The following is a 22,041-nucleotide window of genomic DNA, read 5'->3' on the forward strand; positions in this document are numbered from 1 at the left end:
GCCACAGACTAACCAACAATAGCTTTGAGATCCTCTTCCACCGTCGTAATTGGTTTTATATCGAAGTTATCCACAAGAACCTTGAGAACGTTAGGTGATACGAATGCGGGAAGAATCGGTCCAAGACGTATTCCCTTCACTCCCATGTAGAGAAGTGCGAGAAGAACGGCAACCGCCTTCTGCTCATACCACGCGATATCGTACTCTATCGGCAGATCGTTTATGTCATCAAGTCCAAAGGCATCTTTTAGCTTGAGAGCCGTCACCACTAGTGAGTACGAGTCATTACACTGGCCCGCATCTACAACTCTCGGTATACCACCGATATCGCCAAGATCGAGCATATTATATCTGTACTTTGCACAACCTGCAGTCAGGATAACCATATTGTCAGGCAGTTTCTCGGCGAGTTCAGTATAATACTCGCGTTCTTTCGAGTGACCGTCACAGCCACCCATTACCACGAATTTCTTTATCGCCCCCGACTTGACCGCATCGATTATCTTATCCGACACTTTGGAAAGCTGATCATGAGCAAGACCCACAACAATAGTCTTACCTGGTCTGGCGCCTATATCACCGATTTTGAGAGCCTCTTCTATGATCTGCGAAAAGTCCTTCTGCTTACCATCCACCCTGTTAGGGATATGTGCAACGCCCGGCCAACCGACAAGGCCCGTTGTGAATATTCTCTCCTTGTAAGAGTCCCTCGGTTTCTGAATGCAGTTCGTGGTCATTAGAATAGGACCTCCAAACTCTTCAAATTCCTTCTGCTGATTGTACCAGGATGTACCGAAATTTCCCTTTAGGTGATTGAACTTCTTAAGGTTCGGATAGGCATTTGCAGGGAGCATTTCGCCATGAGTGTAGATGTTTATTCCCTTTCCTTCGGTCTGCTTCAGGAGTTCTTCGAGATCCAGGAGATCATGTCCGCTCACCAGAATTCCAGGCCCCTCAAGTGTTCCCGTATATACGGAAGTTATTTCGGGATTTCCGTAGTTTGTCGTATTCGCTTCATCCAGCAAGGCCATAGCCTTCACCGCATACTCTCCTGCTCTTAAAACAAGGGACACATAGTCGTCGACACTTAGCGAATCGTCGAGACAGGCCGCCATTCCTTCCTGAAGAAAATCAAGTATCGAACTTTCCGAGTGTTTCAAAATGTATGCGTGATCAGTGTAAGCGGCGATTCCCTTAAGTCCGTAAGTAAGAAGCTCCCTGAGTGAGCGGATGTCTTCATCTCTTGTATCCATAACGCCAACTTCGGCACCCTTCATTTCGTAAACATGAAGCCCACCGGAGACTCTCCAGGTACAGGCTTCTGGAACTTCTCCGTCAAACTCCTTACCATGCACTCTCTTGAATGATTCTCTGAACATCATTTCGATCCTGTCTCTTGCTGCCAGAGCCTTATCGATCTTCTTACCAAGACTCACAGGATCGAAGTCGACATTTGTTATTGTTGTGAACAGTCCTTCAGCGACGTAGAGGCCTGTGTCGGAATCGTTTATCCCGACTTCTCTCGCTTTCACTCCCCAAAACGACGTTCCTTTTAGAATCCAGATGAGAAGATCCTGAAGAATTGCCACTTCCGGCTCTTTTCCACAAACACCTTTGACGGTGCACCCTGTTCCCTTCATCGTTTCTGAACACTGAAAACAGAACAAGTGAATCCCTCCTTTGTTATCATAACTATCTTACATTCGCTGTGAGGGCTGAATCGGTAACATATGTTACACATCATCCGAATCAATAGTATATGAACTCTCTTGAGTAAATGAACTCCTCAGGAGGATTGGAGCCATCTTGAAATTCCGTTCTTCTAAGCTCACGGGCGGGGTTGCCGTTTTCGTCTCTCAGAAGTATGTCAACCCTCGTTCGGTATTCAGTAGCCTGTTCTATGCCTTCTTTTCTGATTCTTACTATGGTAGTCTCGCTCTTGAGAAATCCGTTCAGATCATAAGTGAATCTACTCTCAACGACTATATTCACATCCGTACCAAGGTCTTCAACGTTCTCTCTAACAATGGAATAACTCTTTGTCTTTCTTCCGCTGTCGTCGAAGTAGAGAGTGTTAGTTGAAGACCCTGTTTCCGTTGATATGGAAAAGGAAAGCGTTCTTTCGACCAAATCCACCCAGTAACGAGTTCTCTCAAGTTCATTCCCAGTGCCGTCAAAGGCAATGGCTTCATAGAATTCATCGTCATAGATGACTTCAACCGTCTGGAAGACCTCACCTTCATCGTCAATGAATTCCTTCCTGACGAGCCTGTCAAACTCGTCATAAACGTAGATGATCTTCATACTACTTCTTTCACTGGCGATCAGCAAACCCGACTCGCTAAAAGAAAGCGTCTCGGGTTCCGAAACCATTAACTGGGCACCTAACCTGGCGATTTCGACTCTGACACTCTTCAGATCTCCAACGAAACCGAATTGTTCTGCAGTCAATTCCTCTTCCATGAAGACTGCTGATAGTGCAGTAAGTACGACAAAGGTTGAAATGAAAATCAGTAATGCTTTTTTCATGCTTCTCTCCTCGCTTTGCTCTTTGACCTATGCTAATCATATCAAATAACTGGCAAAAGGATATCGTCAAACGCTCAAGCTCAACAACACTCCGCTCTATCTTCCCAATTCTGATATACTGAGTATGAAAACAAAGACGCTTCTGTTGGGGGGACCTAAGGTGAATTTCAAAGAACTCTCTGAAGCAAGTGGAATAAGATACGAAACGGTGAGGAACTACGTTAAGGTCCTCATTGAAGAAGGACTGATTGATGAAGTCAATGAGGAAGTGGTTGAAGTCGTCAAGAAGATGCCCAGTTTCACTTCGCAAGGTCTGACAGTTGTTGAAGCCGCGCACAGGGCTACAGGAAAAGCGGACTCCGAAAGTTCTCTCTCCGAAGAAGTATCCGAACTTCGAGAAAGAGTTCACGCCCTTCAAGAGGAGAACGAACAGCTTAGGAGAGAGCTTCAGGAAGAGAGGTCTCTCACTAACTATCTGAAAGAGAACCTGGCATCCTTTGAGGATCACACTAAGAACTCTTCTGGAATTACAGTTTACGGAAAAGAAGCAAGTACAGCTGCGGATGCTCTTAAGAGCGCTGTAAAGTCAGCCGGAAGCGGTTTTTTACAATTCCTAAAGTGGCTTTTCGACACCGAAGAGAAAGAAACTGCCGAGAGAAATGACCAGTAACTGACTAACTTCCCTTGAAAGTAAACCAAAAAGACAGGCGCCCCTTCTCAGGTGCGCCTGTCGAATCGTCATTTGCAAACGAACTAGAAGTCTACCGTTGCGAGAATTCCGGTGTACCATTTAGCCCATTTTTCTGCATCCTGCGAATCGGCCAGTCCAACCAAAGCAAAATACTCTCCTGGACCGAACACTTCGGCATCAACAGATTCGGAGAACAGTGCTATCCAGCAGAGTTGTCCAGAGAAGTCCAGAGCGAAAACGTTTATTGTTGACTCCCGATCGATATTTCCAGAATAGCTATCAACTACCTCGAAATTACCAAATCCACCAAGATACTCATAAACAAGCTCATTAAGTACGCCTTCAGTACTTGCAGGTTCGTCTGTCTCACCGACAAAAAGCTTGCCGACAATAGTTCCACGCAATCCTAAATCGGCCACCTCAAAATAGTCAGAAAGGTAAAACTGCACTGAGAATTCTGGCGGCATCAAGAATCCGAAATAGTTGCCTTCAACATCTAGCCAGTCATCAATATTGATATCAATATCATCTTCTTCTTTGAGAAGTGAGTCGATCATCTTGACGAAAAGATCTGTATGTTCACTCTTTTCCAATTCAGGAACAACTACTTCTTCTTCCAATTCTTCTTCCACATCGATAAAGCTTCCAACGATTTTGGAAATGATTTCCTTCGCCATTTCGAGTTCTGAACCTTGGTAATTCGCGAGCTCGAAAACGAACATCGTTACCGGTCCCGGTTCCGTCACATCCAGTTCCTCAGATGGGTAGTACACGGCAATGAATGGATACTCTGCTTCCGGTCTCACCTTCAATGATGCAAGATAAGCAACGAGCCCACTCTCAAGTTCTACTGTCTCTTCATATGCCCTGTCAGTCGAAGCGCCCTCGCCATAAAGAGAAGTGACCACCGCCTCAACCAACTCTTCACGCTCATAAGACTCAAGCTGATAGAAGAAGAGCCTACCGAACAAAGCGTTGTCTTCATTGAAGATTTGAGCGTCGTAGTTCAAACCAATCTTCTCCTGAAAGATCGAGTAACTATCGGGTATCATTATTTTTGAAGTGCCAATTGTCTCGGTCTTCCACGCAGGATCATCTGGGGCTTTCCACCCCTCTCTGAAGGTTACCAGTAGTGAATCTACAGTTCTTAGAGTAAGAGCAGGCAACCCTTCCGGAGCGGGAGGAACCGCCTCCAAATCAGTAGCTTCGATGGTTTCTGTAGGCTCGGGAGTAAGAGTCCTCAATCCGAGCTGTGCAGAAAGGGTAGCAGCAACAAGAATCATCACAAACATAATGAACAGTCTTTTCATACGTGCGCCTCCTCTTTCTTTGAGTTTCAAACACAAAGACTTCTTAGAAGAATTATACTACCAGAGCTTAGTTTATGATACTCAAATCGGGACCCTAATACGAACTTACGCCGTTCTGTCGAAACCTTTTGTCGTGTAGTCAAATCTCATGCCCACATACTCAAGCGCTCTTCTCAGAGCCACGTTAATTGAATAAGTCCTTGTTCCCATATAAGGATCAACTCCCTGAATACGACTGAAGAACTCGGAAAATACTGGAATTCGCGACCCTTCAGGAATCCTTTCAAGTAGCTTGCTGACACATTCTGGACAGTTCGTCTTCACAAGCCTGCATATCGCCGGAACTACCTTACCGAACTTGTCCATTACACCTGAAAAACCAAACATCCTGCATAGGAGTGGCCTGTATCTGTATTCTGTGCATCCGCCTTCCTTGCTCAATTCTGGTGAGCTCTCAAAAAGAATACAACTATCGTCGTCCGAAACGGTCTCCAATGTCGAAAGAAACAGCTCGGCTCTACCCTCATTCCAGAGTTTCAAAGAAAGCGGAAGAAATTCGGTGATTGCCACCTGAATAGCATCGCCGCGAGTTCTACAGCATTCTCTGCAGGAGGGGGGGCATCTTAAACCGGTTTCGATCCGGATTTGATTTGTTAGCTCTTCAACTGAATCAAATAGCTCCTGTACTTCGAGTGCCTTTCCATATAAGTCTTTTAACGACAGACCGCTTATCAATGACGTTCCTCCTCTAGACACGCTGGAGAAATCTTCTCACCTCTAGCAGCGCAAATCAATCCTTCACAAGTAAATTCTGCATGGAGTTATCGCGTGTGTGTGATGACAACTATTACAAAGAGGCAGTTATGCTGCCTAAGCAAGGCGCTTGTTCTGTACTTTCTCGTGAGAGCTTTGTTGGCATTTCGCTTGCTAAACTGCCTGTATCAACGTCGATTGGAATGGTTGGAAGATCCACATCTGCCGAGATTACGGAAAGACGAAGATATGAGTTTCAACCTAAGAAGAGCTGAACTAATCGAAACACAAAAGATGTGGCTGTTGCGGTTTTCCTCTTTGACAGAATCTGTGGGCATTTAAAAGTACTTTGTGTATGCTTGCTTGCGCCGGCTGATTCACGTCAACGCCCGCGAATCATTCTCACGCGTGAACCTTTTATAGAACTGAAATTCGGATCTAGAGCAACGCGCACTGACATCTCTAGAAACTCAGCGGGTTCCTCTACATTCCGAAAGGAGAGCAGCCTCAAGCAGCTGCTCTCCAAGATTGCTCAGGAGTTCTCCAATTATCTACCTGCAGAAACGATCGACCAGTTGACTAATCTTTCGAGATACTCCTGTCTAGAAGGCTCCGGAAGGGGACTCTCTTTATCTATGATGTATTCTTCAAGCGACTTGAAGCTGGCTCTACCTTCTTCAATCTCCTTCCCTATTCCTGAATCGAAGCTTCTGTATCTTTCTTTCAAGAGGTCTTCCAGCGTGCCCTCCTGCAAGAGTTTGGCGGCGGCCTTCAGTCCCAGAGCGAATGTGTCCATACCAGCTATATGGCTTGAAAAGAGATCTTTCTCTTCATAAGAACCCCTTCTCACTTTAGCATCGAAGTTCAAACCACCGGGATTGAGACCCCCGTTCTTGATTATCTCGTACATTCCTAGTGTTGTGGAGTAGACATTTGTCGGAAACTGGTCCGTATCCCATCCTAGAAGCAAGTCTCCCTGGTTTGCATCAACACTTCCAAGAAGACCATTGATCCTGGCAAATCTCAGTTCATGCTGAAAGTCATGTCCGGCAAGGGTTGCGTGATTGGCCTCAACATTGAACTTGAAGTGCTCCTCAAGACCGTACTTTCGCAGGAAAGACAATGCATTTGCAACATCGAAGTCGTACTGGTGCTTAGTAGGTTCCATGGGTTTCGGTTCTATCAGGAACTGGCCTTCGAAACCAATTTCCTTCGCATAATCTACAGCCATGTGGAAGAATCTGGCAAGATTTTCTATCTCTAGACTCATATTGGTATTAAGAAGAGTTTCATACCCTTCTCTTCCTCCCCAGAATACGTAGTTTTTACCGCCCAGCTCTTTTGTAACTTCAATCGCTTTCTTCACCTGAGCAGCAGCATAGGCATAGACATCCGCATCGCAAGATGTGGCAGCCCCATGCATGAATCTCGGGTGCGCAAACAAGTTTGCCGTTCCCCAAAGTATTCCGACGTTGCTTGTTTTTAGATGATCGGAAATATGTCTCACTATCTCATCGAGATTGTTGTTTGTCTGCCGCAGAGTATTTCCCTCAGGGGCAATATCTCGATCATGAAAACAGAAGTAGTCAATGCTTAGCTTTTCGCAGAACTCAAACGCTGCATCGACCTTAAGCTTTGCCAGAGTCATAGGATCCTTAACGCTGTCCCAGCTTCTTCTCGCTGTCGGCTGACCGAACATGTCTAGTCCATCACCCTTGAAGGTATGCCAGAAAGCCACAGCAAATCTCAGATACTCTCTCATAGTGGTCCCCATGATTGTCTCTTCGGGGTTGTAGAAACTGAACGCAAGCGGGTCGCGATTATCCGGCCCTTTGTACTGAATTCTCTCTATCTTGTCGAAAATGCTCATTGCATTCCCTCCTTTCAGTTGACAATATCCTGCTGCAAGCGGCTAATCTCTCCGAAACGTTCTTTCATGCTAATATATAGATCCTTGTATATCCTGAATACCCTGTCGTATGCACTCTTCGCGTTTTCGTTTGGTCTGTATTCTCTCTTCATCTTTATCCATGATGAAGAATCCAGACCCAATGCCTTAGAAGCGAGGCGAGCAGATCCGTACGCGGGACCTTCATCGACTTCGGGAAGCCAAATCGTCTTCCCAAGGTTGTCTGCCACTATCTGGCACCAAGTATCGCTTCTCGAACCTCCCCCGACGATTCTCACATCATTCATGTCTGATCCTAGGCCCTCAATCAGCTCAGCCCCTTCTCTCAAGGCATAAACCACACCCTCGTAGATGCTTCTGAAAATATCCCCCTTGCTGTGGAAGGATGACAAGCCGAATATGGTACCTCTAGCATTCGGATCACGATGAGGAGTCCGATCGCCGTTCAGGTATGGAAGAAACACAACTCCGTTCGAACCCGCTGGCACATTTTTCACTAGATTCTCCAAAGCATCGAAAGAGAGGCCCGCACCAAACCTCTCTTTGAACCAGTTTAAGGAGTTTGTCGCGGAAAGGATTACGGCCATATGATAGAAGTCATCGCTGGTAACATGCCGGAAGAGATGAACCGCACCTTTGGGGTCGGGTCTTCCCTTCCTAGTAAGTGCAACAACAGTTCCAGAGGTACCGATACTGACCATTGCGTCGCCCGGATTCTCGACACCGCATCCGTAAGCCGATGCCGCGTTGTCGGCACCACCTACTACAACGGGAACGTTTCTCAGCTCAGGAAGCGAAGCGCTTGTTACCGTTCCTGCTATCTTGGCCGATTCGATCAGCTCCGGACTTGCTGACTCCTCAATACCTACGATCTCCATAATACTTCTGTCGAAACTGCCATCAAGATCGAGCATAGAAGTACCGGATGCATCTGAGAAATCAGTCACAGATCTTTCTGTGAGTTTGAAGACTATGTAGTCCTTTGGCAACATCCACTTACGTATCTTACTGAACTTATCGGGCTCGTTTTCTGCAAGCCAGAGGATCTTGGGAAGCGTGAACCCTGTCAACACAGGATTTCCAAATCTCTCAACGATCTTTTTCTCCCCGCCATACAATTCGGTAATTGTTTCACACTGTCTTTCAGTTCTCTGATCACACCAGAGAATCGCCGGATACACAACGTTTCCATCTTCATCTAATGCGACAAATGAATGCATCTGTCCGCTGATTGATATCGCGTCGGGAATAACTCTGTTTCTTTGAACTAGATCCTTTAAGACGACTTCGGCTGCATTCCACCAGATCTCGGGGTTCTGTTGAGCCCAGCCCGGCCTCGGCGTCTCCATTGAGATCTCCTCCGTGGAAGAAGCGATAATTTTCCCGTTTTCGTCGACCGCTATTCCCTTCACAGAGTTTGTTCCTATGTCTATTCCTAAGAATATGCTCATAGTCGTACTCCTTTAAACAAAATCGATTGTCTTCTTATCAATTATGTGAAGAGCCGCCCCGATCATCTTGGAACTTGCTCTACCCTTTTCGTGAAGTACGCTTCTTATGACTCTTATGTTCTGTCCGGTGGCGTATAGGACCCTTGAATTGACCAGATCAACAAGGTTGCGCAAAGATCTTTCGGGAAGCATTGACGCGACGCCGCCCAAAACGACAACTTCGGGATCAAGTGAATTAACTATGTTGATTATCCCTACACCCAGGCTTCTTTCAACCTCCTCAAGAAGGTACTTATATTCTGGATCTGACGAACTCAACACACCTAGATACTTCTCGTTGTTACTACTTCCTCTCAGAGCAAATCCCATCTCTTCTGCCCGACCAACTATTGCTTCAGTAGAAGCTATAGTCTCCCAGCAACCAAAGTTTCCACAATAACATTGCTTCCCATCTGTCTGAACCGTCATGTGTCCCAATTCGCCTGCAGAGTAGTCCCGACCTCTATAAATCTGCCCGTCGAACATTATCCCGCACCCGATTCCCTCTGACACATATACAAAAACGATATCTCCTGCATTTGCAAGAGCGGGGTTATTCCACTTCTCGGCAATCAAAGAGAGATTTGCTTCATTGTCAAGAAATACAGGATAGCGTCTGGATAGCCTTTCTCTGAGGACAAGATCCTTCCAGTTCAGATGAGGAACGTATACTATTCTTGAGTTCTCAACATCGACAATTCCAGGGACTGATACGGAGTAACCGAGAAATCTATACTTAGGGATATTTTTGGAAATTATCGAAGCCTTCTCGGCAAGGATTTTCATGAACTCATAGAAATCGGGAGGTGTTCTGAATTTGCTCATGACCGAAACAGACCCATCGAAGAATCCTTTACCTACTGTAGTCTCTTCGACGCCAATATCTATTACAATAGACATGAAGGCCTTTCTGTTGAGGCGAAGAACGATGGCCTTTCTTCCAATACGACCGGTCTCTTCCGCACTTACTTCTTCACAGAGCCCAACAGACAAAAAGTCCTTTATTATTTTTGTTATGGTACTGGGGTTCAGACCCGATGCAATTGCAAGGTCTCGTCTAGTTGTGACAGGACTCTTCCTCAACAAATGAAGAATCAGCTTTCTATTAGATCTTCCAATGTTTTCTGAATCCAGCTTCTTTCCCACCAAGGCGAAATCCCCCTTTCTACTCTAGCTTACTACCTAATACAGATTAGAATAAATCTCAACAGGAGCATTTACAGGCGGTTGTTAAGGAATATCACTCTTAACTTGTCTTTTCCTAATTTATTTATTGCCGCAAAAAAAAGAAAGAGTTTCACTGTTGGTATCCTCTGATAGTTCTTATTTCACTGTTTGAGAACAATTAAACCTTATTGCATGACAATTCTAACAGAGGGAAAGAATGAAGACAGAGAAAAAAACCATCTGTTCAGAAAGCAAATCTCTTTGAACTGCTTGAAAACCCGTCTCAGACAAAAGAGGATCTCTTATTTGTTTGCTGCAGAATATAACATCTTATATCTATTTGAATGGTTCCTGAAAATGTTTTCATTAAGATCAGGGATGATGTAAGGAAATCTAACCGTAAATATCTGAGATTGCTCGAAAGACATGTTGAAGAGGATGGGACATCATACCTTGAGAGTCAAAATGTTGTCAGTCTTTTGATGTTCTTGAAACAGTCACTACTCTAGAACTAAGTGTCTCTCCTTTTCTTGGTCTCGACCAGGCAAGTTTGATGATCAATAAAGACAGGTATCTTTTCATTCTTGGCTATGACAGAATAGAAGTACCATTCAGAGAAAAAGACGAGCGTTGGAGTGTATAGATTTTTCTGACGCACTTGCCAGCAAGGAGAGACTTGCTATTTTGAGAGAAGTGAGCAGAGAGCCACACCGTCCAGTTAGGCTTGCAAAGAAACTGAAGATCTCCGCCGGAGATCTAAGCAACCACCTCGAAAAACTGAAGAAGTGAAGGCTTTTGGAGAGTGTCTATGATGGTGAACATGTGAAATACACCGTTAGGGCCGACGAAATTAAGAGATTGGCCAGCGATAGACTAGACAGACTACTCAAGGAAAAGACCGAATGAATATCGATTATGAACTTTCACTCCAAACAAACGGGGCCAGAGGCCCCGTAATCATTTGAAAGAGATTCATTTACCAACGAAATCAATGAACAAGTCCATAAACAGCTCTGTGTTCTCAACGATAATACTGTGTCCATACTCTTCAAGGACCTTTACTTGCACATTCCTAATGACTCTTTCAAATCTCCTCGCCATCTCTTCTGAGATTATCTGATCTAGCTTTCCCACGATGATCAGAAAGGGAACTTCGGTCCCTTTTAGCTCTTGAGTAAAATCGTATCTGTCAAGAGCCCTGGCATTTTCGACAAAACACCTTCCGTCCATCAGGAGCGCCTCTTCAACCAGAACCTCTAGAAACTCGTCCTCTGCTCTTGTCGGCATAACCCCAATAAGAGCCTTCTTCAGGAGGTCTCTGTTGCCCTTATACATCTCAAGATATGGATAGGCCTCTTCAGGTGTAGTAAGTCCGTCAGGCGGAGCCGGATCGACAAGAACAACCCGGTCGATCAGATCGGGTCTCTTCACAACCACGCTCTGAGCAACCGCTCCACCTAAAGAGTGGCCGACTAATACTACTCGGTCAACTTTCATCTCAAGTATGAAATCAATAACATAGTTCGCGTAATCTTCAATACTTACTTCTTCAAGCCTATCCGACCTTCCGAAATTCGGCAAGTCAATTGCATAACCTTTGAATCTCTGCGGAAGAATCTCTAGAGAAGGCTCGAACCATTTGCTCGAGGCGAAGTTTCCATGGACAAAGACCACTGGAATTCCTTCAGAATCCACGGTTTCAAGATAGAAGATCTTCTTGTCGACAACTGTAACGTACTTCTTAGCAATCTGCCTCTTCATGAATAACTCCCTCCCGTCTAGCAAGTTGGTTTCTCGATCATTATCTTTCGCATTAACATCTTTGAACACAATCGAAGCACTTTCACCAACTTCAAGCGCAAAAACATTTATCTCAGAACCGATTGCCATGAAGACCAGGTAGGTCATCAGAACCGCTGCCAACTGCTTCTTGCGCATTTCAAATCACTTCTAAGAAGCCTCTTAGTCTACCCTACAAACCAAGATAAGAGCGCTTGACATATTCATTATGCATGAGGTCTTCCGCAGTACTCTCGATTGCAAGAGTTCCGTTCTCTATGACGTAACCTCGGTCGATTACTTTCAGACCCTGCCTAACGTTTTGCTCAGAGAGAATCATAGAGACTCCTTCAGATTTTATGGCTAAGAGTTTCTCAAAGAGCTCTGAAACCAGAGAAGGTTGGAGTCCAACTGAAGGCTCATCTAGAATCAGAAGTCTAGGAACCGCCATCAGAGCACGGCCCACTGCAAGCATTCTCTGCTGACCTCCGCTCATAGTTCCCGCCAACTGATAAGCGCGTTCCTTAAGAATCGGGAATATTTCGAAGACAAACTCCAACCTCTCGTCGACTCTGTCTCTTGCCTCCTTGATATAGGCGGCTCCGATTTTCAGGTTTTCAAGAACCGTCATTATTGGGAACAACTCACCGTCTTGCGGAACTACCGAGATCCCCTTCCTTACAATCGTGTGAGTTTCATAGGGAAGAAGGGATTCGCCTTCAAAGAGGATTTCTCCTTCTTTCGGTTTCACAAGACCGATTATGGAATTTATCAAAGTTGTCTTTCCTGCTCCGTTAGGACCAAAAAGGCCAACAGCCTCCTTTCCGACTGAGAAGGAAATGTCCGAAATAACTTGAATTCTTCCGTAAGAAACATATAGATTTTTGACTTCAAGCATCAGGCATCCTCCCCCAAATAAGCGGTGATCACATTGTGTTGCTGTGAAACCTCACTATATGGACCTTCAGCGATAATTGCTCCTCTGTCTAGCACAATAACTCTCTCAGTAATCTCTCTAATTACACTCATGACGTGCTCTATTATGCAGATTGTCACACCAGTATCTCTAATCTTTCTTACAGTATCTATCATCTCTCTGGTTTCATCCATATTCAAACCCGACATAACCTCGTCTAGAAAAAGAAGCTTTGGCTTTGTTGCCATAGCTCTGGCGATTTCGATCTTCTTGATTTCCAAGACAGTTATCTTATCAAGGGCTTCGTTAGGTTTAGCAAGACCGATCGTTTCGCAAAGCTTAATCGCGCTCTTTCGACCATCCTTTAGCTTTTCTCCGTTTCCGAACAGCCCACCAACCATAACATTTTCAGCTACGGTGAGATTCTTAAGGGGGCGCGCAATCTGGAAAGTTCTGGCTATTCCCAAATGGCATCTCTTATGAGTAGGCAGAAAAGTAATATCCGTACCATCAAAGACTATTCTGCCTTCACTCACAGTATGTAGTCCCGATATCACATTTGTAAGCGTTGTCTTTCCTGCGCCATTGGGACCTATTAGTCCTAGAATCTCGCCCTGCCGAATCTCCATTGTGACATCATCTACAGCTACAAGCCCACCAAAGCGCTTAGTTACTTTTTCAACTTTGAGTATACTCATTTTATCGTTCCTCCAGACGGCGTTTTCTTATTCCAAAGAGATCTTTTAAAGCACCATACACACCATTAGGCATGAAAAGCACAACAACAACGATTATCACGCCATATATTATCAAATGACCGTAGGGCATTATTAGCTTCAAATACTCTGAGGAAAGACCAAGAATAACTGCGCCAAGGACTGGGCCTATCGTCGAATAGATTCCTCCCACCAGTGCCATTGCTATTGGAAGAAGAAGATAGTGAGCTGAAAAGCTGCTTTCTGGATACACAAATCCGTACTGAAGTGCATATGTTGATCCTATTACACCCTGAATAATCGAAGTCACAACAAATACAAAAATCAGGTACTTGTAGATATTGACCCCATGAGATTTTGCAACAGTTTCATCGGCTCTTATTGCATCGATAGCAAAATGGATTCTCGACCTCTGAAACAGTTCAGAGATTACAATTGTACCTACCGCTATGCCGAGCATTAACCAATATACTTTTGTTGAATCGTAATTGAAGAGGGTTGTGTAGACTATCTTTCCGCTGGGACCGCCCGTGAGTTTGCGCAGGTTTCTTATTATGACCATGAAGACGCTTGCAAGAGCCATTGTCGTAATGGCAAAATACAGACCTCTCAAGCGCAGAATAGCCATACCAAGAAGCAAGGAGACCCCACCGGCCAGCAGGCCACCCAGAACAATGCCCATTACTGGGTCAACACCAAAATCAGCAACAGCGATTATTCCTGTGTAGCCACCAAGTCCGAAGAATCCGGCTGTTCCGAAGGACAGCTGACCTGTTCTTAGCATCATATCCCAACTGATTGCCAGCGTCATGAATGTCAGAATCGTGATCGCAACACTAATGAAGTACGCTTCTGTAAGAATCGGAAGAAGCGCCGCTGCTATCAGCACTAGCAAAATTATTAGCGACTTGGTTATCTTCATAGTGATTGCCTCCTTAGTGATCTGATCATTATGACAGCTATTAACACCCCAAAGAAAACAATGTCTGACCAACCGGCGTAACCAGGAATTGACTGCACAATGGCTTCTCCAACTCCTAGCACAATACCACTAACAAGAATACCCGTAAGATTTCCAAGTCCCGCCATTGCCACAAGACAAAAAGACTTCATCGTAAATGCCGCTCCAACTGACGGGAAAATCGCAAATCTGGGCACCATGACTCCAGCTGCAATTCCGAGGATCGCAACAGAGATTCCGAATACAAAGAGATAGACGAAACCCGTATTAATTCCTACAATCTTCGCGCCACGTGGGTTTTGGCCAACCGCAAAGGTAGCCTGTCCTAACCTGGTTTTCTTCAAGAAAAGCTGAAGAGCTATCAGTACTGCAAAAGCGGACAGAACGTACAAAAGCTCATATGTGCCAAATCTAACACCCGCTATAGTTGTTGACGAAGAAGAGTATTCGACATACACGCTTCTTGGTCTTGATGTCCATATGAGATTCATTGCCTCCAGCAATATCATAGATATTCCGAAAGTGAGTAGCAGCTGGTTCAAATGACCCGACTTTAGAACTCTCGTTACAGTCAGTTTATAGATCACTACTCCTAGCAAGAACAACAGAACGAAAACAGGAATTATGGACAGTAAAGGATCCATTCCCAGGTTTGTCGAAAAGAGATACACAAAATAGATCCCTAATGAGAGAAAATCTCCATGGGCAAGATTCATTATTCCTACCACTCCGAGGGTTAGAGAAAGCGGCAATCCAACCAATGAATATAGGCTTCCCCTCTGGAGTCCGTAAATAGCAGCGTGAGGCTTCCAGATAGCCACCACGACAATTACTGCAATCAGGAGAAAGACATTCCTGTGCTTCTTCAAAAACGAGATACTCTCCAAGTCAGTCACCACCCAAGCTACAGCTTTTTAATAATAAGGTCGGGCACGGATGCCCGACCTAGATTCGCTTATCTTCCTTCCCAGGAAGGAAACGGGTACATTGGTTCGGCAGTCTTAAGATCTAGCGGCCAAATTACCTGCTGCTCTCCACCCTGCCACTGAAGAATCTTCTGGGCAGTGAAACCCTGATGATTTATCACATTGCTGGGAGCCATCTTCAAGACTTCACCTATTGGGGAAGCATATTCAACTTCCTCAAGAGCCTTTATGAGCGCAGCTTTCTCAAGCGTACCGGCTGCTTTGATTCCTTCAGCAAGGAAGTAGATATTCGTGTAGCCGAGCGGTGCAAAGTAAGTTGCCGGTTCCTCGTCGTACTTCTCGATGTAAGCATTCCAGAAATGCTCTGCGGTCGGGCTTACCTTGTTGATTGTTGGTGCCCACATCCCGTAGAGAGTGACGCCTTCTGCCAATGGAGAGTCACCGAAATGTGCCGGCCATCCTGGAGGCGCTCCGACGAAAAACTTCGGAGCAAAACCGACTTCCTTTGCCTGCTGGAGCATTGGAAGAGCATCGGCATCGTAACCTGCCCAGACAAAGAGATCGGGGTCATAGGTCTTAGCCTGCTGAAGCATTGCTCTGTAATCTCCTCCGCCAAGAGCAGCACTCTTGAAAGAGACTCCCATGTAGTCGTCCATGACGGCTGCCCAAGTTCCTTCTCCCTGATCGGCCTGAGCTTGAAGCACAAGATAGGATTCATGAGAGGCAGTTCCAAAACCGCCTTCTTCATAGGCAAGGAAGATCTTTTCAAGTACAATGTCAGGATAAGCCTCAGCTAGTTCAGTCCATCCTAGACCGTAGCTGGCACCCTGTTGATAATCCCATGGATGAAGGTGAAAATACCAGTCTGCATCCGGTCCAACAGCATTCTCACAGAGGTATGAAGCTGCGCCGCTCCAGATAGTGATCTTCTGATATCTTTTCATCACGGGAATCTGGGCAAGATGGACAGAAGAAGCCATTCCTCCCACGAAGAAATCTACTTTGTCCACTGTAGCTAGCTTTTCGATCGCTGCAGCGCCCTTTTCGGGTTTTAGTTCACTATCCACGACTATTAGTTCCAGAGGTCTGCCGAGCAGCCCTCCTGCAGCGTTGATCTCTTCTACAGCAAGTTTCATTGCTTTTGCAGACTGATCACCTGTTATGTCTCCAAGGGGAACAACCGCACCGATCTTGATTGGAGTAGCCGCGAACATCAGCGATGCTACAACAACCACAAGTGAAACAAACAATACTTTTTTCACTTTCCCACCTCCTACGTAGGTTGTTTAGATGATTTCCGAAAGAAACTGGAACACAAAACATTTCCAAGAAAGGCACAATTTGAGCTTCCTAAGTCATAAGTCATTAGACTCTCTTCACTACTACTGCGGTTCCCATTCCTCCACCAATGCAAAGCGAAGCAAGACCAAACTCAAGATTTCTCTTTTCCATTTCGTAGAGCAGAGTAACGATGATTCTGTTTCCCGATGCACCAATTGGGTGTCCAAGCGCAATAGCACCTCCATTGACATTGGTTCTTTCAATCAGCCATTCCTTTGTGACTCCATAGATCTCCATAAGTCCTCTAATCACGGAAAGCGACTGGGAAGCGAAAGCCTCATTGAGCTCGATGAGCCCTACGTCCTTGATGTTCATCGCAGCTTTATTGAGAGCCTTTTCTACGGCTGGAACAGGACCGTATCCCATATATGCTGGATCGACTCCCGCCTGAGCAAATGAGACTATCTCTGCAATCGGTTTAAGCCCGTACTTCGTTACTGCTTCTTCACTTGCCAGGACGGTTGCACTTGCACCGTCATTGATTCCCGATGAATTCCCTGCCGTCACTGAACCGTCCTTCTTGAATGCAGGTCTCAACTTCGCCAAAATCTCCATGCTCGTATCTCTAGGATGCTCATCGGTATCAAATACAATGTCTCCCTTTCTATTCTTTATGACAACGGGAGTGATTTCATCCTTGAACTTTCCTGCAGAGATTGCTTCTTTTGCCCTCTTCTGGCTTTCAAGTGCAAATTCGTCTTGCTCCTGTCTGCTTATGCTGTATTTTGCTGCGAGGTTTTCCGCAGTAACGCCCATGTGATAATCGTTAAAAACATCCGTTAGCCCATCTCTTATCATGTGATCCGTTATGGAGCCGCTGCCCATCCTGTAACCAAACCTTGCCTTGTCCAGCATGTAAGGGGCTATAGACATGCTCTCCATACCACCTGTCAAGACCAGATCGGCTTCGCCCGTAAGGATATCCTGGGCCCCGATCATCGTCGATTTCATTCCGGATCCGCATAGCATGTTCACTAGATATCCGGGACTCTCGATAGGTACGCCTGCTCCGATTGAGACCTGCCTTCCCGGTCCCATACCTTGATTGGCAGTCAATATGCAACCCATTATGGTTTCTTCGATGTTCTTGGGGTCTACCTCTGATTGTTCTATCGCAGCCTTTGATGCCGTAACACCAAGCTCGACCGCCGGAACATCTTTCAAAGCCCCTCCGAAAGTACCTATTGCTGTTCTCTTTGCACCAACTATGAAGACCTTCTTCATCAAAAACCTCCTAAATCAATCCAACCTCGCTGGCCTGTTTTCTTAACTCAGATCTAAAATCGGGATGAGAGATGTTAAGCAAAGACTCTACTCTCTGGAAGACATTTAGACCCTTCAACCTCGCGATTCCAAACTCAGTGACAACATAATCAGTATCTTGCCTAGGCACAGTTACCGGAGAACCCAGAGGGAGAAGAGGAACGATTGTGGAAACGGTTCCCTTCTTGGCGGTGGACCTCAGAGCAATTATCCCCTTTCCGTTCTTCGCCATAGAGGCCCCTCTGTGAGTATCAAGCTGTCCTCCTGTGCCACTATAGTGCCTTGTTCCGATTGCTTCCGAACACACCTGTCCCGTTAGATCAACGGATATGGCAGTATTTATGGATACCATGTTATCGTTTTGCGCAACAACGTAAGGATCGTTCACATAGCTCCCTCTAAGCAAAAGAACCCCAGGATTGTCTTCCACAAAGGAGTACATTCTCTTCGTTCCAAGGGCGAAAGTAGCAATGAACTTCCCTTTCCAGAGACTCTTTCTCGAATTCGTTATCGCTCCCTTTTCGAAGAGATGAATCATGGACTCCGTGAACATTTCGGTATGTATTCCAAGTTCATGCTTGTCTTCCATCAACTTGGCAACGGCATTTGGAATACCGCCAATTCCGATCTGCAGAGTGGCGCCATCTACAACTAATGACGATATATGCTCGCCAATTCGCATCTCCGTCTCCGAGGGTTCGGTATCGGGAAGCTCAGGAATATCAAAACTGTTCTCTATCACATAGTCAACTTCGCTTATGTGAACATGTGTATCCCCATGGGTTCTTGGAGCCCTGTCGTTTACTTCCAGGATCACCATTTTCGCGTTCTCAACCATGTCCCTCTCGTAAACGGTAGAAAGGGAAACCGTCATGTAACCATTCTTGTCCATGGGAGATGCGACTCCCCAGAATATGTCAGGTTTGTTGGCCATAATACGTTCCACGCCAGCAGTATGTAGATTATTCGGAATGTAGGTTACAGTCCTCAGTCCGTTGCTAACTGCCTTCCTAGCACCCATCGAGTGGAACCATGATTCATTAAGGAATCTTCCTTCGTACTCTCTGTTAACAAAGAAGGGGTACTCACCAATGTTCAAACAAGTTGCTACGGCTACGTTTTCGACACCATCAACCCTGTGGAGATTTTCAAGAAGACCCCGAGCTTCCATAGCGGCCATGCTGGTCACGATTTTTGTGCCAGATCTTACGTTCCTGAGGCCTTCTTCTATGCTAATTCTCTTCTTCTTATATTCATCCTTCCAATTCAACTAAAAGCACCTCCGTACCCTTTTGCCATTAGCGAAGCAAGTTCTATCAGATACTCGTCCCATTTCTCGTATTCCTTTTCATTCCCAAAGAGAAGATCCAGACCCATGAAATGTCCGATCCCCATCAAGAAGACTCCAAGATCTCGCGAGTCAATCTGTCTAATCTCATTCTTGAACCTGGCCTCTTCAAGCGAACTTATGTATGACGTGAGGAGTCTTTCATAGTAGAAGCGGCCTGTCTCCGGCTGCACAAATTCCGACTCTCTCACGATGTTGTAGAGCTCCTTGTGAACATCCATGAACAGAAGAAACGCCTTGTAAGACCTGATCTCTCTGTTTAGTCTTCCTTCAACGCCGGAAACGGCGTCTCTCATTGTTCTCCTGAGATTCCTGTTTGCCTGATAAACAAGCTCCTGAAGGAGTTTCTCTTTGCTTTCGAAATGCAAGTAGAATGTACCTTGACCGTAACCTGCCCTACTTGTGATATCGTAAATCGAAGTCTCGAAATACCCCTTCTCGCCCATAAGCTTTTCCGCAGCAAGAAGAATGACTTCTTTCGCCTTGGTACCTCCGCTTGCCTTTGTTCTGTCAAAAGTGAAATCAAGTGCTTCTCTGTCAAATTGCTGAGATTTAACAAATCCACCCAGAGTAAAATCAACCAACGACTCTACAGTGGAATCAGGAACCCTTGTTCCGTTGTAGATAATCCAGTAGATAGCAGTAAATCTCGAACTACCAACAAGAAACCACAACTCGGGCAATGAAAGTGTGGACTTGCCTATAGAGACAGTTGAAAGAAGAGAATCCTTATAGATCTTGTCGACCGAACTCTCAACATCGGGAAATCTATACTCGGCTTCGTGGAATGCGATAAATTTCTTCCTCGATCCCCAAAGAATATTGAAGACAGTTCTATACAGATTGAAGAGTCTTTCTCTGGAATTGCGACCGGTTATCGAGGTTGTTGCGGCCTCGAATTCAGCCTTAATGTCCTGCACAATTTCCTTAAACACCTGTTCTTTTCCTGCGTAATGTCTGTAAAAGGCTCCATTAGACAATCCGCAGGTCCTACATATATTGGCAACAGACGTCATCTCAAAACCAAGACGACTGAACAGCTCTTCAGCCGCCTGCTTTATCTGTAATCTTGTTCTCTCACTTCGAGAGATCTTCAAATCACGAGTCCCCCGTCGACACCGATCACCTGACCGGTTAAGTAACTTGCTTCGTCAGAAATCAGGAAGAAGTACACATTTGCAATCTCCTCGGGAAGACCCATTCTCTTCAACGGTATCCTCTCTTCGAGCGCTGTAATTATCTTCTCGGGCATTTTCTCAGTCATTGGAGTCTTAATGAAACCTGGAGCGACAGCATTAACTCTGATCTTGGCTCCTTTTCGAGAAAGCTCTTTTGCCCATGTCTTTGTCATGGCTATTACTCCTCCTTTGGAGGCGGAGTAGTTTGACTGACCGATATTTCCAAACACTCCGACAACTGAAGAGGTGTTGACAATTGCACCATAACCTTGATCAAGCATCACAGGCGCAATAGCCTGTGTCATGTTAAATACACCCTTCAGATTCACGTCGATAACTAGATCCCAATCTTCTTCCGTCATTCTCTGGATCAGTGCATCCCTAGTGATTCCGGCGTTGTTAACAAGCCCATCAATGTGACCATACTCACTCTTGATTTCGTTGACCAAATCAGCTATTGCCTTTCTATCCGTCACATTCAGCTTCTTTGGTATTACCTTTCCCGGGAGCTCAGCGAATTCATTCTTCAAGCCTTCAAGACCTTCAGTATCCATATCGCAGGCATAGACTATCGCCCCTTCTCTCGTGAATCTCTCAACTGCTGCTTTACCAATACCTCTTGCGCCACCAGTAATGATGACAACCTTACCTTCCATTCTCACCTTTGCGCCTCCTAAACTTTGCCCCATTTTACGGTTGTTGCGGCCCAGACGAAGCCTAATCCGGCGCCGACCATAACGATCACATCACCGTCTTTGATCTTTCCTTCTCTCAAACCCAATTCAATTGAGAGAATTTGATCATTTTGTCCAAGATGGCCATAGTCATCGAGGTATGTGCTCTGTTCTTCTTTGAGTCCGAGTTCCTCAAGAACAGCAAAATGGGCTGATCTCTTGAAATGCAATATCGCCAGATAGTCAATGTCTCTTTCTGAATAACCGCTCTTTCTTAGAGACTCTCTGATAACCCAATAGAAGTTGGGCATTGTCGTCTCTCCAAGACGCTTCTTGAATTCTGCCGTGTCTCCCTGGACACGAAAATGGTATTCCGACACATCTTCTCTGCTCATCGGCCATTTTTTTGTTCCGCCTACCGGGACGACACAAAGTTCGGAAAAGGAGCCGTCACCTTTGAATGCGGAAGAGAGAACGACATTTTCGTTATACCCTTTCTTCATGACTACTGCCGCTCCGCTTGCTCCAACATCCAGCATAAAAGAAGTAGAGGGCTCGGAGAGATTCATCAGATCAACATTCCTATAGCCGCTTACAAGGAGCACTGTTTCCACGTCGTCTCGCGCTATCATCATACTCTTTGCGATATCCATGCCAGCCATCATCGAGCCGCACATGGCTTCCATATCGAACGACCAGGCATTTGTTGCCCCAATCTCGTCGGCCACCTTTAATCCGGCCAACCAGCAAGGATAATCCTTGTGTTGAGCTCCATTCCAGATTATCAAATCGACATCTTTGGGATGAGTACCGGAGTTTTCGAGAGCTTTCTTTGCGGCTCTTATTCCCATGCTGCTCGTTGTGTCTTCTGGTCCTGGAAGCAATCTCCTCTTCACCCCGAACTTCAGTTCTATCACGTCTCGAGGAATTCCAGTCGCCTCAGCTATCTGGTCGGGCGTCATGTAACTGTCGGGTATGTATGTCCCGATTCCCGCTATGCCAATTACCGGAACTGAACTCACCAAGATCACCCCTCACACTTTGCGTGGCGTGATTCATCTCTCATAAATGAAAGATGAATCATCTCTCA

Annotated in this window: 20 protein-coding genes; 2 read left to right on the forward strand and 18 right to left on the reverse strand. The window is 45.6% G+C overall.

All coding sequences use genetic code 11. The features are described 5' to 3' along the window. Window positions 1–8: 8 nt before the first annotated feature. Window positions 9–1,667: a hydroxylamine reductase gene (gene hcp / locus RJ60_RS07315; protein ID WP_103134373.1), complete on the reverse strand. Its 1,659-nt coding sequence runs from the start codon at window positions 1,665–1,667 to the stop codon at window positions 9–11. Window positions 1,668–1,749: 82 nt separating this feature from the next. Next, window positions 1,750–2,529, reverse strand: coding sequence for a hypothetical protein (locus tag RJ60_RS07320; protein ID WP_103134374.1), 780 nt, complete (start codon window positions 2,527–2,529; stop codon window positions 1,750–1,752). A gap of 160 nt (window positions 2,530–2,689) precedes the next feature. Between RJ60_RS07320 and RJ60_RS07325 the strand changes: the two genes are divergently transcribed. Further along, entirely contained in the window at window positions 2,690–3,199 is a 510-nt protein-coding gene (locus RJ60_RS07325) for a winged helix-turn-helix domain-containing protein (protein ID WP_258006219.1), read from the forward strand. Between the two features lie 83 nt (window positions 3,200–3,282). Here the strand turns inward: RJ60_RS07325 and RJ60_RS07330 are convergent, their stop codons facing one another. The 5 genes from RJ60_RS07330 to RJ60_RS07355 form a co-directional block, all read right to left on the reverse strand. Next, window positions 3,283–4,530, reverse strand: coding sequence for a hypothetical protein (locus tag RJ60_RS07330; RefSeq protein ID WP_103134376.1), 1,248 nt, complete (start codon window positions 4,528–4,530; stop codon window positions 3,283–3,285). A gap of 105 nt (window positions 4,531–4,635) precedes the next feature. Beyond that, on the reverse strand, window positions 4,636–5,265 hold the full coding sequence (locus RJ60_RS07335) for a YkgJ family cysteine cluster protein (RefSeq protein WP_180979924.1): 630 nt from the start codon (window positions 5,263–5,265) through the stop codon (window positions 4,636–4,638). A 565-nt stretch (window positions 5,266–5,830) separates the two neighbouring features. Beyond that, entirely contained in the window at window positions 5,831–7,153 is a 1,323-nt protein-coding gene (gene xylA / locus RJ60_RS07345) for a xylose isomerase (RefSeq protein WP_103134378.1), read from the reverse strand. Between the two features lie 14 nt (window positions 7,154–7,167). After that, window positions 7,168–8,643, reverse strand: coding sequence for a xylulokinase (xylB, locus tag RJ60_RS07350; protein ID WP_103134379.1), 1,476 nt, complete (start codon window positions 8,641–8,643; stop codon window positions 7,168–7,170). Window positions 8,644–8,655: 12 nt separating this feature from the next. Continuing rightward, window positions 8,656–9,828: an ROK family protein gene (locus RJ60_RS07355; RefSeq protein ID WP_258006228.1), complete on the reverse strand. Its 1,173-nt coding sequence runs from the start codon at window positions 9,826–9,828 to the stop codon at window positions 8,656–8,658. A 714-nt stretch (window positions 9,829–10,542) separates the two neighbouring features. Here RJ60_RS07355 and RJ60_RS16130 point away from each other — a divergent pair. Beyond that, window positions 10,543–10,638: a hypothetical protein gene (locus RJ60_RS16130; RefSeq protein ID WP_258006229.1), complete on the forward strand. Its 96-nt coding sequence runs from the start codon at window positions 10,543–10,545 to the stop codon at window positions 10,636–10,638. Between the two features lie 183 nt (window positions 10,639–10,821). On the opposite strand, the gene RJ60_RS07365 is transcribed toward RJ60_RS16130, so the two are convergent. From RJ60_RS07365 to RJ60_RS07415, 11 genes are all read right to left on the reverse strand, one after another. Further along, window positions 10,822–11,787 carry an alpha/beta fold hydrolase gene (locus tag RJ60_RS07365; RefSeq protein WP_258006220.1) on the reverse strand — a complete coding sequence of 322 codons (966 nt, stop codon included), beginning with the start codon at window positions 11,785–11,787 and terminating at the stop codon, window positions 10,822–10,824. Between the two features lie 34 nt (window positions 11,788–11,821). Further along, the gene (locus RJ60_RS07370; protein WP_103134381.1) at window positions 11,822–12,526 is read right to left on the reverse strand and encodes an ABC transporter ATP-binding protein; all 705 of its coding nucleotides are present in this window, start codon (window positions 12,524–12,526) and stop codon (window positions 11,822–11,824) included. Then, entirely contained in the window at window positions 12,526–13,242 is a 717-nt protein-coding gene (locus tag RJ60_RS07375) for an ABC transporter ATP-binding protein (RefSeq protein WP_103134382.1), read from the reverse strand. The genes RJ60_RS07370 and RJ60_RS07375 overlap by 1 nt, the downstream gene beginning before the upstream one ends. Before the next feature lies 1 nt (window position 13,243). After that, entirely contained in the window at window positions 13,244–14,182 is a 939-nt protein-coding gene (locus RJ60_RS07380; protein WP_103134383.1) for a branched-chain amino acid ABC transporter permease, read from the reverse strand. Next, window positions 14,179–15,108, reverse strand: coding sequence for a branched-chain amino acid ABC transporter permease (locus tag RJ60_RS07385; RefSeq protein ID WP_103134384.1), 930 nt, complete (start codon window positions 15,106–15,108; stop codon window positions 14,179–14,181). Before RJ60_RS07385 ends, RJ60_RS07380 begins: the two co-directional genes overlap by 4 nt. Before the next feature lie 68 nt (window positions 15,109–15,176). Beyond that, window positions 15,177–16,409: an ABC transporter substrate-binding protein gene (locus tag RJ60_RS07390; protein ID WP_103134385.1), complete on the reverse strand. Its 1,233-nt coding sequence runs from the start codon at window positions 16,407–16,409 to the stop codon at window positions 15,177–15,179. A 103-nt stretch (window positions 16,410–16,512) separates the two neighbouring features. Further along, window positions 16,513–17,712: an acetyl-CoA C-acetyltransferase gene (locus RJ60_RS07395; RefSeq protein ID WP_103134386.1), complete on the reverse strand. Its 1,200-nt coding sequence runs from the start codon at window positions 17,710–17,712 to the stop codon at window positions 16,513–16,515. 10 nt (window positions 17,713–17,722) lie between these two features. Further along, the gene (locus RJ60_RS07400) at window positions 17,723–19,021 is read right to left on the reverse strand and encodes an acetyl-CoA hydrolase/transferase family protein (protein WP_103134387.1); all 1,299 of its coding nucleotides are present in this window, start codon (window positions 19,019–19,021) and stop codon (window positions 17,723–17,725) included. Continuing rightward, window positions 19,018–20,196 carry a TetR/AcrR family transcriptional regulator gene (locus tag RJ60_RS07405; protein WP_103134388.1) on the reverse strand — a complete coding sequence of 393 codons (1,179 nt, stop codon included), beginning with the start codon at window positions 20,194–20,196 and terminating at the stop codon, window positions 19,018–19,020. The genes RJ60_RS07400 and RJ60_RS07405 overlap by 4 nt, the downstream gene beginning before the upstream one ends. Then, window positions 20,193–20,939 carry a 3-oxoacyl-[acyl-carrier-protein] reductase gene (fabG, locus tag RJ60_RS07410; protein WP_103134389.1) on the reverse strand — a complete coding sequence of 249 codons (747 nt, stop codon included), beginning with the start codon at window positions 20,937–20,939 and terminating at the stop codon, window positions 20,193–20,195. The genes RJ60_RS07405 and fabG overlap by 4 nt, the downstream gene beginning before the upstream one ends. An 11-nt stretch (window positions 20,940–20,950) precedes the next feature. Continuing rightward, window positions 20,951–21,973 carry a 3-oxoacyl-ACP synthase gene (locus RJ60_RS07415; protein ID WP_099828736.1) on the reverse strand — a complete coding sequence of 341 codons (1,023 nt, stop codon included), beginning with the start codon at window positions 21,971–21,973 and terminating at the stop codon, window positions 20,951–20,953. Between the last annotated feature and the right edge of the window lie 68 nt (window positions 21,974–22,041).

The organism is Mesotoga sp. B105.6.4, assembly GCF_002896535.1.
Lineage (GTDB): Bacteria > Thermotogota > Thermotogae > Petrotogales > Kosmotogaceae > Mesotoga.

Excerpts from the sequence above, each read along its gene's own strand:
- RJ60_RS07320 (WP_103134374.1), bottom strand. The coding sequence starts at position 2,529 with ATGAAAAAAGCATTACTGATTTTCATTTCAACCTTTGTCGTACTTACT.
- RJ60_RS07330 (WP_103134376.1), bottom strand. The coding sequence starts at position 4,530 with ATGAAAAGACTGTTCATTATGTTTGTGATGATTCTTGTTGCTGCTACC.
- xylA (WP_103134378.1), bottom strand. The coding sequence starts at position 7,153 with ATGAGCATTTTCGACAAGATAGAGAGAATTCAGTACAAAGGGCCGGAT.
- xylB (WP_103134379.1), bottom strand. The coding sequence starts at position 8,643 with ATGAGCATATTCTTAGGAATAGACATAGGAACAAACTCTGTGAAGGGA.
- RJ60_RS07365 (WP_258006220.1), bottom strand. The coding sequence starts at position 11,787 with ATGCGCAAGAAGCAGTTGGCAGCGGTTCTGATGACCTACCTGGTCTTC.
- RJ60_RS07370 (WP_103134381.1), bottom strand. The coding sequence starts at position 12,526 with ATGCTTGAAGTCAAAAATCTATATGTTTCTTACGGAAGAATTCAAGTT.
- RJ60_RS07375 (WP_103134382.1), bottom strand. The coding sequence starts at position 13,242 with ATGAGTATACTCAAAGTTGAAAAAGTAACTAAGCGCTTTGGTGGGCTT.
- RJ60_RS07380 (WP_103134383.1), bottom strand. The coding sequence starts at position 14,182 with ATGAAGATAACCAAGTCGCTAATAATTTTGCTAGTGCTGATAGCAGCG.
- RJ60_RS07395 (WP_103134386.1), bottom strand. The coding sequence starts at position 17,712 with ATGAAGAAGGTCTTCATAGTTGGTGCAAAGAGAACAGCAATAGGTACT.